The sequence below is a fragment of the Bacteroides caecimuris genome, from assembly GCF_001688725.2.
GTDB lineage: Bacteria > Bacteroidota > Bacteroidia > Bacteroidales > Bacteroidaceae > Bacteroides > Bacteroides caecimuris.
This window is the reverse complement of the sequence record NZ_CP015401.2, coordinates 3127895-3141271: the sequence shown is the minus strand read 5'-3', so window position 1 is coordinate 3141271 and position 13377 is coordinate 3127895. Positions and strand designations below refer to the sequence as shown.

General features: G+C 43.9%; 10 protein-coding genes. 3 read left to right on the top strand and 7 right to left on the bottom strand.

Features of this window, described 5'->3' with window-relative positions; all coding sequences use genetic code 11:
• Positions 1-297: 297 nt before the first annotated feature.
• The 7 genes from A4V03_RS13645 to A4V03_RS13615 all read right to left on the bottom strand — a co-directional run bounded on the left by A4V03_RS13645 (position 298) and on the right by A4V03_RS13615 (position 10477).
• Positions 298-1482, bottom strand: a complete 1185-nt coding sequence (locus A4V03_RS13645; RefSeq protein WP_065539293.1) for a TolC family protein — start codon at positions 1480-1482, stop codon at positions 298-300.
• A gap of 357 nt (positions 1483-1839) precedes the next feature.
• Positions 1840-4950, bottom strand: a complete 3111-nt coding sequence (locus A4V03_RS13640; RefSeq protein ID WP_065539292.1) for an efflux RND transporter permease subunit — start codon at positions 4948-4950, stop codon at positions 1840-1842.
• Positions 4951-5027: 77 nt separating this feature from the next.
• A complete protein-coding gene (locus tag A4V03_RS13635) occupies positions 5028-6263 on the bottom strand; it encodes an efflux RND transporter periplasmic adaptor subunit (protein ID WP_065539291.1) in 1236 nt (411 codons plus the stop codon).
• An 86-nt stretch (positions 6264-6349) separates the two neighbouring features.
• Positions 6350-6757 (bottom strand): DUF6769 family protein, encoded by a 408-nt coding sequence (locus tag A4V03_RS13630; protein ID WP_065539290.1) that lies wholly within the window; start codon positions 6755-6757, stop codon positions 6350-6352.
• Between the two features lie 17 nt (positions 6758-6774).
• Positions 6775-6975 (bottom strand): hypothetical protein, encoded by a 201-nt coding sequence (locus A4V03_RS13625; protein WP_065539289.1) that lies wholly within the window; start codon positions 6973-6975, stop codon positions 6775-6777.
• Between the two features lie 111 nt (positions 6976-7086).
• Positions 7087-8724, bottom strand: a complete 1638-nt coding sequence (locus A4V03_RS13620) for an ABC-F family ATP-binding cassette domain-containing protein (RefSeq protein ID WP_065539288.1) — start codon at positions 8722-8724, stop codon at positions 7087-7089.
• Positions 8725-9184: 460 nt separating this feature from the next.
• Positions 9185-10477, bottom strand: coding sequence for an ISAs1 family transposase (locus A4V03_RS13615; protein ID WP_065537499.1), 1293 nt, complete (start codon positions 10475-10477; stop codon positions 9185-9187).
• Positions 10478-10635: 158 nt separating this feature from the next.
• On the opposite strand from A4V03_RS13615, the gene A4V03_RS13610 reads away from it, so the two are divergent.
• From A4V03_RS13610 to tnpC, 3 genes are all read left to right on the top strand, one after another.
• Complete coding sequence (locus A4V03_RS13610) at positions 10636-11004, top strand: hypothetical protein (RefSeq protein ID WP_065538241.1); 369 nt, start codon at positions 10636-10638, stop codon at positions 11002-11004.
• 1 nt (position 11005) lies between these two features.
• Positions 11006-11350: an IS66 family insertion sequence element accessory protein TnpB gene (gene tnpB / locus A4V03_RS13605; protein ID WP_065539287.1), complete on the top strand. Its 345-nt coding sequence runs from the start codon at positions 11006-11008 to the stop codon at positions 11348-11350.
• Between the two features lie 87 nt (positions 11351-11437).
• Entirely contained in the window at positions 11438-13198 is a 1761-nt protein-coding gene (gene tnpC, locus A4V03_RS13600; RefSeq protein WP_065539286.1) for an IS66 family transposase, read from the top strand.
• The last annotated feature ends 179 nt before the right edge of the window (positions 13199-13377 follow it).

The window sequence follows — 13377 nt, the reverse complement described above, 5'->3', positions numbered from 1 at the left end:
AGGCACGGATTACACGGATTACGCTGTTGCTTTATGGCAATCATATTGCTAAAATCCGTGGAATCCGTGCCTAAAATTAGCGTAAGTTCGATATAAGCTTGTACTATTTCGATTCTCCTCCTTCGGGAAGGAGGAGTCCCCGTAGGGGGAGGTGGTAGGTAAAAGTGTAAATTTATATATTACAGAATAATATGTATTCCTACCACCCCGTCCTTCGGACACCCCTCCTTCCCGAAAGGAGGGGAAACTGTGCGGTATGTTCGGCGTAATCCATGTCTAAAGGATTTTATGTACTATTTACAACTTACTCTTGTAAATCCGTGCCATTGCTTTCTGGTACTGATTTTCCAGTTGCAGATAGTTCTGATAGCTTTGGTAGATGACAGAAACTTCAACGAAATATTCAATCATACTAATCTGTCCACCTGTCAGAGCCTGTTTCAGCAGTGACAGATCTTGTTGCGACTGGAAAGTCTTGCTGTATTCTTCCATCGAAGCGTGCAGTGTTTTCGCTTCCCGGTAAAGCTGTGCCAATTCGGACTCTACTTGCAGGGTAGCATTATCCTTTTGTAAGTCAATGTTAAGAGCCTGTGCTTTGGCGATTTTTACCTTATTCCGGTTTTCAAAAAGCGGGAAAGAGAAACCTACCACTACACCGTTGAAAGGTACGCCTGTTTCTGTGTTCCGGCGGTAGCCGAGTTCCAGCTTCGGTAGCCATTGTGATTTATTGACAGCAATCTGTTTACGGGCAACAAGACTTTCGTTGCCGAGCGCCATAAGAGTACGGTCCGTTGCCATGACTTCCGACTTCAATATTTGATAATCGTTTGGGAAAGGTATAGCCGGATATTGGTTTTCTTCGAAAACTACCGGAATATTACCATTCAGCGTATTCAGCTCCTGCTGTTTGTTGCGGAGTGCTGTTTCGTTCAGAGACGCTTCTGTTCTGACATTCAACAGTTCCAGATTGATTTTGTTGGTTTCGAGAGCATTTGCATCTCCTGTTTGGAGACGTTTGGCATACATCTTTGCAAGTTCTTCCGCATTGCGGAGGCGTTCTTCCAGAATATGCTTTTGCTGACGAAGCATGATAATATCCAGGCAAAGTTCTTTCGCCTGTAATAGTTTCTCTTGACGGAAAACATCTGACTGACTGTCAAAAGCTCCGGCTTTCAGACGATTCAACTTGTTGCGTGTAGCATATAAACTGGGGAAATCAAAGCTTTGTGAAACAACCAGTTCGCCGATTGTTTCGTTTTTATCTTTCGCTCCCCATAGATGTGCGTAAGAGAGTGTAGGATCAGGCAGGTTATTATCCGTTTTAGCTTCCAGCTTCTGCGAAGTAATCAGTTGCTCGTTTGCCTGCAACTCCTTATTGTTCGTTTCGATATTCTTCAATACCTGTTCAATTCCGTTTTGGGCTTGCACTTCGCCTATGGTTAAGAAAAGAAGTGCAGTGCTTATGGTCATGATTTGTTTCATTTCTAATTTTTTTATTTGTTACAAGCTATTGTTGATAGATACTTTAACGTAAGTTCGATATGACTTCGTCCGCATGGCTTCCCTTTGGGAAGGAGGGGTGTCCGAAGGACGGGGTGTAGGAATACATATTATTCTGTAATATATAAATTTACACTTTTACCTACCACCTCCCCCTACGGGGACTCCTCCTTCCTGAAGGAGGAGAATCGGAATAGTACAAGTTTATATCGAACTAACGTTACTTTATGCTAAGGCATCTATTTGTTTCATTACCGGGAAATACTTGTTTCATCACTGGGAAACACTTGTTTCATCACTGGGAAACACTTGTTTCATCACTGAGAAACACTTGTTTCATCACCGGGGAAAAACATCACGCGCTACAGCTTTTTTCCGATGCATCATCAGATAAACAATCGGAACGATAAAACCGTTTAAAAAAGTAGACGTTAATAACCCTCCTAAAATCACTTTTGCCATCGGACTTTGAATTTCGTTACCCGGCAAGTCGCCACCGAGTGCCAATGGAATCAGTGCCAGTGCAGAAGACAATGCCGTCATCAAAATCGGATTCAGACGGTCGAGAGAACCTCGGAGCACACTATCGTACGCATTCAAACCTTCTTCCTTTTGTAGATGATTGTAGTGGCTGATGAGCAACATACCGTTACGCGTTGCAATACCGAACAAGGAAATGAAACCGATGATAGCCGGAATACTGACTTCTCCTGTTGTAATCACCAAAGCAAATACGCCACCGATCAGCGCCAGCGGAAGATTCAGCAAGATGACGCCCGACTCTTTCACGCTACGGAACTCATTATACAATAACAAGAAGATTACTACAATGCTGATAAATGAAGTCAGCGCCAGTGTCCGGCTGGCAGCCTGTTCACTTTCAAACTGTCCGCCATACTCGATGTGATAGCCTTCGGGCAGTTGCACCGATGTGTCGATGCGTTTCTGAATATCATTTACAACACTACGCAAATCGCGGTCGGCCACATTAGCAGAAATCACAATTTTACGTTTTACATTCTCGCGGTTGATCGTATTTGGTCCCATGGCTGATACCACTTCTGCTACATAGTTCAAAGGTACTTTGCGCCCGTCATTCGTGTCTACCATCAAGTTGCGGATTTTTTCTATTTCATCCCGGGCATCATCCTTCACTTTCACGATCAGATCGAAACTCTTGCCTTGTTCATAAACCTGCGAGATCACTTTTCCGGCCAAAGCAACGTTCACATATTCCGAGAACTCCGGCAGAGTAATACCGAACTTAGCCAACATTTCCCGTTTAGGCTGTATTTTCAGCTGCGGACGTTCAATCTGTTGTTCCACGTTCAGGTCGGCAACACCGGGAATATCACTGATAGCTTCTTTAATTTGATTACCGAGTGAAAACATCTTATTCAGGTCGTCTCCGAACAGTTTGATAGCGATATTCGCTTTCGTACCCGATAACATAGCGTCGATACGGTGACTGATTGGTTGTCCGATTTCTATATTTGCCCCGGTGATAGTACCCAACTTTTCACGTACATCAGCTACCAGTTCACTGCGCGAACGATCTTTCAGTTCAAACGGAGCTTCTATTTCAGAAACGTTTACCCCTAACGCGTGCTCGTCCAGTTCGGCGCGTCCCGTTTTCCGGGCTACGGTTTGTATTTCGGGAATCGTCATCAATAACTCTTCTGCCCGATGTCCCATTTTATTGCTTTCTTCCAGTGAAATACCCGGTAGAGAACTAATATTGATGGTGAACGATCCTTCATTAAAGGAAGGAAGGAAACTGCGTCCGAGTGTAAAGAACACTCCGAGCGCAACCACAAAGAGTGCGATTGTACCTCCAAGTGTCACTCGTTTGTGTGCCAGCACCCAAGTCAGTGCCTTTTCATAAATCCCTTTCATCCAACGGGCAAGGGGAGCTTCTTTCAGTTCCTTGTTTGTCTTATTGCTTCCTAATAGATAAGAACAGAGCACCGGAGTCAGCGTCAGAGCAACTACTGTCGACGCGAACAATGCTACGATAAAGGCAACGCCCAGCGGAACCAACATTCTGCCTTCCATTCCGCTAAGGAAGAACAACGGAACAAAGCTGACAACGATAATCAGCGTAGAATTAAGTATAGGCATCCGCACCTCTTTCGAAGCATTGAATACCACCTCGAGTGTACTTAACCTTTCCGCTTCTGCTTTCTGACGGTTCTCCCGCAGTCGTTTATACACGTTTTCCACATCGACGATGGCGTCGTCTACCAATGATCCGATGGCTATCGCCATACCTCCGAGGCTCATGGTGTTGATTGTCAGTCCCATGTAGTGTAGTGTCAGAATCGAAACAAGCAGGGAAAGAGGCAGCGTTACCAATGAAATCAATGTAGTGCGCACATTTGCCAGGAACAGGAAGAGTACGATTACTACAAAAATACCTCCTTCAAAGAGTGATTTCTTCACATTGCCGATGGAACTTTCGATAAAGCGGCTTTGACGGAATATGTCCGTTGAAACTTTTACGTCCGGTGGCAGATTCTTTTGCAGGTCTTTCAAAGATGCTTCCAATTTATCCGTCAGTTCCAGCGTACTGGTAGCCGGCTGTTTGGTAATAGTCATCAGTACGGCAGATTTTCCACGCTCTGAAGCAGTTCCCAGTTTCGGGGCTTTCGGTCCGATGGTTACGTCCGCAATATCTTCCAGCGTGACAGGGAAGTTGTTCACTGTCTTTACTACCGCTTTGCCAAGTTGTTCTGTTTTAGAAGTAGAAAGTACACCGCGCACAATATATTCATTTCCAAATTCGTAGAGCACACCTCCGTTTGCGTTCAGGTTCATATCCTGTGTCACAGCCATCACTTCTCCCATCGAAATGCCGTAATGACGCATCCGTTCGGGATCCAGCTGAATCTGATATTCTTTGATATCTCCTCCGAGCACGGCAACCTGTGCCACTCCTCCGGTAGACAATAGACGGGGACGGATGGTCCAGTCCGCAATCGTACGAAGATCGAGCATCGAAGTAGAGTCGGCAGTCAGACCGACGATGAGCATTTCGCCCAAGATGGAAGATTGTGGGCCGAGTGTCGGTTTACCGACGTTGACCGGCAGTGATTCGCTGACCACTGCTAACTTCTCGCTAACAATCTGGCGAGCGAGATAAATATCGGTTCCCCAATCAAATTCTACCCAGACAACGGAAAATCCGTTGGTAGAAGAAGAGCGTACACGGCGTACACCCGTAGCTCCGTTTACGGCAGTTTCAACAGGAAAAGTGACGAGCTGTTCAACCTCTTCCGCAGCCATACCGTTGGCCTCGGTCATGATGACTACCGTAGGTGCGTTCAGGTCGGGGAATACGTCTACTTCCGTATGCATGGCGGTATACGTTCCCGCAATTAGCAGGAGGATGGTCGCGCAGACTACAACCAACCGGTTGTGTAGGGAGTAATGTATAATTTTATTAAGCATGATATTTCATTAATTGAGAGTTATAAATAACTTGATAGATGCGCCGCAAGAAAATCCGGCTGCGGCACCTCGCCGCTTTAATGTTCGTGACTATGTGCCGGGATGGCATTGCTTGCGCTTGCCAGTCGAACCTGATAAGCACCTTCGGTCACTACACGGTCGCCAGCCTTCACTCCGGTCAGGATCTGAACACTTTTACCGTTGTCGGCTCCTATCGTTACTTCCTGTTTTTTATAACCCTCTTCGTCCAGTTGCAGGTAGATAAAGAAGATACCTTGTTCCTCTGTCAGTGCCGTGCGTGGAAGAGAAAGAACGTTTTCCATCGTTGAAGAAAGCAAGAACACCTCTACGAATGAGCCGGGGATCACTTCCCCTTTATTGTCGAACTCAAAAGTGACAGGTACATAGAAAGAGTTGTCTCCGGCAGCTTTTCCAAAAGAGAGAAGTTTGCCGTTCAATGCTTTCAGCTCGTACACCTGATTATTATAAGGAGTCTGGAAATTGGCGGAACTGATTGTACGGAGGTATGGATAATACTTTTCCGACACTTCGGCACGGAGGAAAAGACGACGATTCTGCGTCACGCTCACCAGCGGTTGCCCGATGGTCACGTAGTCGCCTTCTTTCACAAGAACGCTTTTCACATATCCTGCAATAGGAGCCGTAATACTTTGGCCGATAGCCGAATGATTCTTGGAAAGGGCTTCGTAGCTAAGGCGGGCATTTTCATAACTTTGTTCTGCCTGTGCAAAATCCTTGTCAGATACAATTTTGTTTTTAACAAGCTCTTTCATACGTTCGTACTCCTTCTTAGATACCTCGTAGGCAATGCGGGCACGTTGTACCGGATCACCATCGGCGATATTCTTTGAAGAAATCGTGACTAGCGGAGTGCCGCTGCCGACGCTCATTCCTTCCGTTACTTTTCCACGGAAAGATACAACACCGGCCACTGTAGCTACGGCAACCGATTCATCACCTTGGGCAGCCAGCACCTGTCCGCTGGTTTTAATCACTTGCTGGAAAGGTGCAGGTTCGATAACGCTCACCTTGACACCGGCTGCTTCAGCTTTTGCTTTCGGAAGGATGATTTCATCACTGTGCGCTTTGGCAGACTCGTTATGTCCATCGGCCGCTTCATGATTGTGTTCTCCGCTACATTCGCCTTCATGAGAATGATCGGAACCCTCTGCCTCGTGATTATGTCCTTCCGTGGCATGATCGTGTTCATTGTGTGTGTGTGTGACGGTACTATTATGACAAGAACCCAGCATGAATAAGCCTAGGATTCCTACGAAAATAAGTTTTTTCATAATGATATTTTCCTACTAAATTTTACTGTTTTTTGTACGTTGCAAAGATAAGGTAACGCAAATGCAACTGATTTGCACTTACGCTTTTACGCAAAAACAGAGTAGGGAGGGGCACGAAGAGGAGTGGTACGGTGTATATCCGTACCATGCAGAGAGTCTCGATAGACGTAATAGTTCTTAATCCGTCTCTCTTGTGGCCGTAATAGATGTTCGATGATTACATCCGTGAACAGGGTAGCGATGAATACGTAATTCGGTCCGCTATCCGTATGTACGGATGGAGTGGGAGAGTAGAAACGAGTCATACATTCGCTGCTGCAACATGAATCGTTTCCCGGGTGATGATGCGTGGGACATTGCTGTTCTATAGGCAAGTCCTGCTTCATGCAAATCATTCCGTTGGGATGATGGTGATGGGGAATAACGGCTGCCACCAACATTATAATGTTGATTAAAAACAGCAGAGTTACTATTATTCGTTTCTTCCCTTTCATCCTTTCTTTTAGAGAATTTATTTTTTTATTGATTTCTTTTCTTTTTCTTGCAAACGTTCCAGCAATTCTGTTGCTGATACATAAATTACTTTTCCATCTGGTGTTCCCTGACTAAGGAGTTTACCATTGCGAGCATTTTTCTCCAGCAATCGCTTTTCTGCCAGCTGAAGGCCGCGTCGTAATTTATCGCTCAATTCTTGCATTTCATTATTTGACATAATAACTGCCTTGTTTCATCCATTTTTTTCTAAATGCCTGTTATAAATAATGTTGCAAATATACAAATACTTTTATTCCGCCTGCAGCCGATGCTCTCTTTTTATTATTTATTATTTCTTTTCCAGCTCTTGCAACGAATCCATTTTTTTCTTTTCGAGGAACTCGTAAATGCCGCAAAGATGTTCTGTCACCTTTTGATTACCGAACTCATACACTTTGCTCACCAGTCCGTCAAGGAAGTCACGGTCGTGTGAAACAACAATCAGTGTGCCGTCAAAATCTAGCAATGCCTGTTTCAGGATATCTTTCGTTTTCATGTCCAGATGATTCGTCGGCTCGTCCAGGATTAGGAGGTTGACAGGTTCCAACAGCAATTTAATCATGGCAAGACGTGTACGCTCCCCACCCGAAAGAACTTTCACCTTCTTCATTGATTCCTCGGGGCCACCAAACATGAAAGCACCCAGTAAATCACGAATCTTGTTCCGGATATCCCCTTTGGCTACATCATCAATCGTTTGGAAAACCGTCAGGTTTTCATCCATCAGCGAAGCCTGATTCTGAGCAAAGTATCCGATTTGCACATTATGTCCGAGAGTCAGTGTGCCGTTGTGCTCAATCTCCTTCATAATACATTTCACAAGTGTAGATTTACCTTCACCGTTTTTGCCGACAAAAGCTACTTTATCACCACGCTCAATCGTCAGATTGGCGTTGCGGAACACGACTTTCTCTCCGTATGCCTTTCCAACACCCTCCATGATAACCGGATAACTGCCCGAACGGGGTGAAGGCGGGAATTTCAATCGCAATGCAGAAGTATCCTCCTCATCGACTTCGAGCAATTCCAATTTTTCCAGCATTTTGACGCGGCTCTGTACCTGCAACGTCTTTGAATATGTTCCTTTGAATCGTTCGATGAACTCCTTCGTTTCAGCAATAAACTTCTGCTGCTCGTCGTATGCTTTCTGCTGCTGTTCGCGGCGATCCTTGCGCAGTTGCAGATATTGGGAATAATTCACCTTATAATCATAAATACGTCCCATCGTCACTTCGATGGTGCGTGTTGTAATATTATCCACGAATTTGCGGTCGTGGCTGATTACGATAACTGCTTTCCCATTATTAATAAGGAAATCTTCCAACCATTGAATAGATTCAATATCCAAGTGATTGGTCGGCTCATCGAGCAAAAGTACATCCGGTTTCTGCAATAGTAATTTAGCGAGCTCGATACGCATCCGCCATCCACCGCTGAAATCACTCGTCGGGCGTTGAAAATCGCTCCGGGTGAACCCTAATCCGAGCAATGACTTTTCCACATCCTCTTCATAATTAGTTGCGTCAATCGAATAAAACTTCTCGCTTAAGGCAGACACTTCTTCAATCAGCGCCATGTAACTGTCGCTCTCATAATCCGTCCGTGTCTCAAGCTCTTTGTTCAGTTTCTCGATCTGCGCTTCCATTTCGTGCAGATGCGAAAAAGCCTGTGCCGTCTCGTCAAACACTGTTCTTCCGTCTTCCGTCATCAGGTGTTGGGGAAGATAGGCTACCACGCAATCTTTGGGCGCGGAAACTTTTCCACGTGTCGGTTGTCGTACGCCTGCCAAAATTTTCAGCAGCGTACTTTTTCCCGCCCCATTTTTACCCATTAGTGCGATGCGGTCTTTTTCATTAATTACGAAAGAAATATCACTAAATAAAGTGGTGCCGCCAAACTCCACGGCTAGTCCGTCAACAGAAATCATACTATTCTTTTAAATTGAGGCGCAAAGATAGCGAAATATATGAATCTTTTTTATAACTTACAGGTTGAAAAGGGAGATTGATTCCCAAAAACAGATAAAAAAACAATATATAAGCGATATGGAAAGCGAACAAATGAATATCTACCTAATTTGCAGTGGTGAAGTTGATTTGTACGGGATTTTACATACTGACCATTATCGAAAGCAACTTTTATTGCAGGATTTGCCAATACGTTGTTTGCTCCATAACACCGAAGTAGTGCTTCACATCCTTCACTGTGCGTAACCTTCGCATTGGCATTGTCAATCTGGTCCAGTGGAACAGCTTACATCTAAGAAGCCGACTGGAGTTGTCCACCTGGTCTACTGCTGTTGTCCAATCCGCCGACTCTAGTCAGCCAGGTAGACAACTCTAGTCGGCGATGGATGAATAGAAATAAAGCCAGGGAAAACGCACGATTTAAAAGGCTTTAATAAAGGTATCTATCAAATTAGTTAAGTACTCATCACTCCATCCTGCCTTCTTCCTTTTCCTATTGACCGAAGTCTTCTTGTCTTCATCCTGATAATTCTTCAAAATGGTCAATGCCATTTTCGTTAAAGTGGAAAAGTTTTGTGCCGAATTCATCATTTTTCTTCCATCATCTTCATTAAATGTAACATCCAATTGCCAATGCAATCCATTTTCTACCGCCCAATGCTTTCTCTTATATTTAAGAATAAGCTCTGGATTGTTCACTAATGAAGAGATGAAACAATGTTTCTCATTTTGTATTTCTCCTGTGGCTATATTTATTTTCTCGGTCTTTATCATTCCATAAGTCCTAAGATTCTTCCAATCGCGATAACAGAACCCTAATCTACTGGGCTCAGAGCAGGATATGCAGGTCCTTGTCACCATAAATCCATGACCTTCTGTGGTTTCTTCAGCTCTTTTGATAAAATCATTTTTTCTTCCGGAAATTAGCAAGTACTCTGCATCGTTTTCGATATTTTCCCTTAGTTTTAAATGGTTGTCTTTCACCTCTAAAAGATAATCGGCTTGTTTCTCTACTATTTTTTCTACAATTTTCTTTTGGGTACCAAGTGCATCGATGGTAACTACATCTCCTTGTCGTATATCAATGTCGTCCAGTAATTTGGGTATTGCTACTATTTCATTCTCTTTTATTGAGACCCGTTCCTGCCCTAATGACAGACTCATATCAGAAAGAAAGGCACTGACAACATGAAGTTTGGCTACTGATGCCTGCTCCTTTGTTATTTTACCCGCTGACTCTTGTACCAGTTTATCAGCATTGATGGCACCACGGATCGTTTTTCCGTCAATAGCTATATGTCTATTCGTATAAAGATCATTTCCCTCATTAATTTGAACTTTCGACCAGTCACAATCTTCTATGGATGGTGAATCCCCCCTCATATTACGGGCCCATTCTCTGTAACAACTCTCTAATTTTTCCGTTTTTATGATACAAAAAAATCGGCGTAATGTATCATGTGACGGGGTAGTTTCTAAGTCCGGTATGAATCTTCTAAGAAAATCTTTCTTATAACGGGCGAAGTCTGCTATATCATTCCAACTCTGACAATCACAAAAAATACCTGATAAAGTGACAAGCATTATCAATTTGCCCGAATAAGTGACTTTATTCTTTTCACGTGGGTCGATTGTATCAATAGCTTCAGACATACTGGCCATATGACGCGCCAATTCGTCATTTATTAAAAAATCTTTTGCAATCTTATCCATTACTATTTATTATTTAGGCGTGAAGATAATGAAATACTAGAAGGTATACAATATAAATAATCAATATATCAATTGAAGAGTAACCATTCTATTTTCCGCCTTGACACGCATCGCAACCCAGCATATCTTTGCGCCATAACCAATTACTAACAAAGATTATGGCAAAAGAAAAAGTAAACTACCAAGAGGTGTACGACCTCTATCAGCTGTGCTGCGAAACCAAAGACCTTCGCGAGTTCTGTGCGGATTATGGAGTGAATTACGACAAGTTCATGAACTGGCAGCGCCACCAGCTATGGAGTGAGAAGTTAGGCAAGACAGTTCAGGTTGATCACCCCAAGGTTGCCAAAGTCCAGATAACCGGCAATCCCTGCAACAGTCCAACCGTGAAAATGGAAGTGAGACAGCCCGAAGGTGAAGCTCCGATAAGATGGGTAAAATTACAATTGGCATCAGGCGCAACGCTGTTCCTGAGAAACACCACAGTTCTTGATTTGAGCTTGTTGCTTAATAAAATGATAGGATGACATGCTGGGACTGAGTGCTAACCTGAACTATTACCTGTTCAACGGTAATGTTGATCTGCGGAAAGGTATTTTCCGATTATGTGAGAGTATAAGGGAAGAGATGTCACTTGACCCGAGCGATGCCTCCAACGTCTATATGTTCATGTCCCGTAACCGGAAGGTTGTGAAGATACTTCATTATGAACGCGGTTTTTATGTGCTTTACGAGAAACGTCCTGTCATGGGAAAGTTCAAGAAACCGGTATTTGATGAGGTCTCCAAATGCTACCGGATACAATGGTCAGACATGGACTATCTTACGGAAAGTATTGTAGTTGACAAGATGTACGTTAGTTCAAAAGATTAATATTAATATATTGATTATCAGTAAAATGATATAAAAATAAACGATAAAAAGTTTGCGTAACTGCCTGATTTTTCGTACCTTTATATCATGATTGATGAAAGGGCATACGAGTTACTTTGCTGCCAGTTGGGTCTGGCGAATGAGGAAAAGGCAGGGCTTCGCAAACAGGTAAACGAACTGATTGCGAGGTTTAAGGCCATTGAAGAATCCAATAAGGAGAACTCCAAGGCTCTGGTTGATACAATCAATGAATTATCCGTAACAGTCGAGAACTATCGAAAAGAAATGGAGCTTATGAGAAAGCAGCTTGAAGCGAAAGACGAGGTGAACAGGATGCTGGCAAACGAGATTTCCAATCTCAGGCTTCAGCTTGAGGACAACAGGAAACACCGTTTCGGCCGTACATCCGAGCAAAGAAAACTGCTGAACAACCGTAACCTTGACAAGTCTGCACTGCATAAGTCCGAATATGACGGTTCTGACAGAAAGGATGATGACAACGATAAGGCTGACGGTAACGAAACCGGCAGCAGTACCACTTCTGGTAGCACACCTGCACAGGACAGCCAACCTTCAAGAAGAAAGGAAACTGCACCACGTGCCGTGAAAACCAAATTGAAAGTTGACAAAGTAGTAGTACATGAAGTGGACGAGTATTACACGCTTCCCGAAGGAGGACGGTTCATGAACCGCAACGGTATGCCTGATGTGTGGGAATACAGGGTTATAGAACATGTAAGGGCTCATAACGTGGAACATGTCTACAAGGTGGCAAGGGTGAAGCTTGCGGACGGCACTTTCGCGAACACGATGGAACATCCGCTGAAAGACCTTGGAGGCATCTTCTCTCCTGAACTGCTTGCCCGTCTGCTCTGTCTGAAATACGACTTCAGCATGCCGGAGAACAGGCAGATAAGACTGCTTGCCAGAGAGGGCATCCACATAAGCAATACCACACTGAACAGCTATATCCATAACGGAATCGCCAAACTCAAGGGTTTTATCGGAGAGGTATTCAAGGGGTTTGTACAGCAGGCTGAATATCTTATGGTTGATGAGACGACCGAACTTGTAGGCGTCGAAACAAAGGAAGGCAAGGCTTACAGGAGAAAGTACTTATGGGCATTCTTTGCAAAGCATATGAAGATGGTCTATTACCACTATAACAACGGCAGCAGGTCATCCGATGCGGCGAAGTCGTTCCTGGAACATTTTATGGGGACCCTTTCCACTGACGGATATACGGTTTACAGAATGTTTGATGGAGAAGACTCAAAGGTGCTTCATATAGGATGCTGGACGCACTGCAGAAGGTTGTGGGTTGACGCCTTGCCTTCGGACAGGACAGCGATGGAGATAATAGACTCCATCGGCGATATGTTCATGAATGAAGATCTGTTCCGCACCATGAAGCTCAGCGGTGAGCAGATAAAGGGGAAAAGACGGAAGCTTACAGGACCGATCCTTGAAAGTATCCATCATAAGGTGGTCATGATGATGCAGGATGCGAAGGTTATGGCTAACGAACTGATGAGAAAGGCTGTCAATTATACGTTAAACCAGTGGAAGTCCCTGAGAAATATCCTCAAGGACGGTGCAGCGGAAATATCGAACAACCTCTGTGAACAAAGGATGAAACCGGTAAAGCTGTTGCTCAAGAACTGTATGAACATAGGCAGTGAGGATGCGGCAGAAAACTCGGCATTCATCTTCTCTCTGATAGAAAGCTGTAAGCTTAATGGCATAGACCCTCAGGATTACCTGAAGCACCTGTTCGAATGTATTCTTCATGGTAAGGACTGCGACAAGAAGACTCTTCTACCATGTTTTTATAAACCGGAATGTTAAAACAAAAATATTTTCTTGCGGGCATTTTTATTTTATCGGCTGAAAAACAGCCGATAAAATTGTCGTGGCGGAAAATAGAATGATTACAATTGAAGAACCACGAAGATAAAAAAAAGGATGAAACCAATAGGTAACATGACAATGGGAAGTTGTGACACGTCTATAGGAGGAAAAGAAAG

Excerpts from the sequence above, each read along its gene's own strand:
- A4V03_RS13635 (WP_065539291.1), bottom strand. The coding sequence starts at position 6,263 with ATGAAAAAACTTATTTTCGTAGGAATCCTAGGCTTATTCATGCTGGGT.
- A4V03_RS13645 (WP_065539293.1), bottom strand. The coding sequence starts at position 1,482 with ATGAAACAAATCATGACCATAAGCACTGCACTTCTTTTCTTAACCATA.
- A4V03_RS13615 (WP_065537499.1), bottom strand. The coding sequence starts at position 10,477 with ATGGATAAGATTGCAAAAGATTTTTTAATAAATGACGAATTGGCGCGT.
- A4V03_RS13620 (WP_065539288.1), bottom strand. The coding sequence starts at position 8,724 with ATGATTTCTGTTGACGGACTAGCCGTGGAGTTTGGCGGCACCACTTTA.
- A4V03_RS13630 (WP_065539290.1), bottom strand. The coding sequence starts at position 6,757 with ATGAAAGGGAAGAAACGAATAATAGTAACTCTGCTGTTTTTAATCAAC.
- A4V03_RS13625 (WP_065539289.1), bottom strand. The coding sequence starts at position 6,975 with ATGTCAAATAATGAAATGCAAGAATTGAGCGATAAATTACGACGCGGC.
- A4V03_RS13610 (WP_065538241.1), top strand. The coding sequence starts at position 10,636 with ATGGCAAAAGAAAAAGTAAACTACCAAGAGGTGTACGACCTCTATCAG.
- tnpB (WP_065539287.1), top strand. The coding sequence starts at position 11,006 with ATGCTGGGACTGAGTGCTAACCTGAACTATTACCTGTTCAACGGTAAT.
- tnpC (WP_065539286.1), top strand. The coding sequence starts at position 11,438 with ATGATTGATGAAAGGGCATACGAGTTACTTTGCTGCCAGTTGGGTCTG.
- A4V03_RS13640 (WP_065539292.1), bottom strand. The coding sequence starts at position 4,950 with ATGCTTAATAAAATTATACATTACTCCCTACACAACCGGTTGGTTGTA.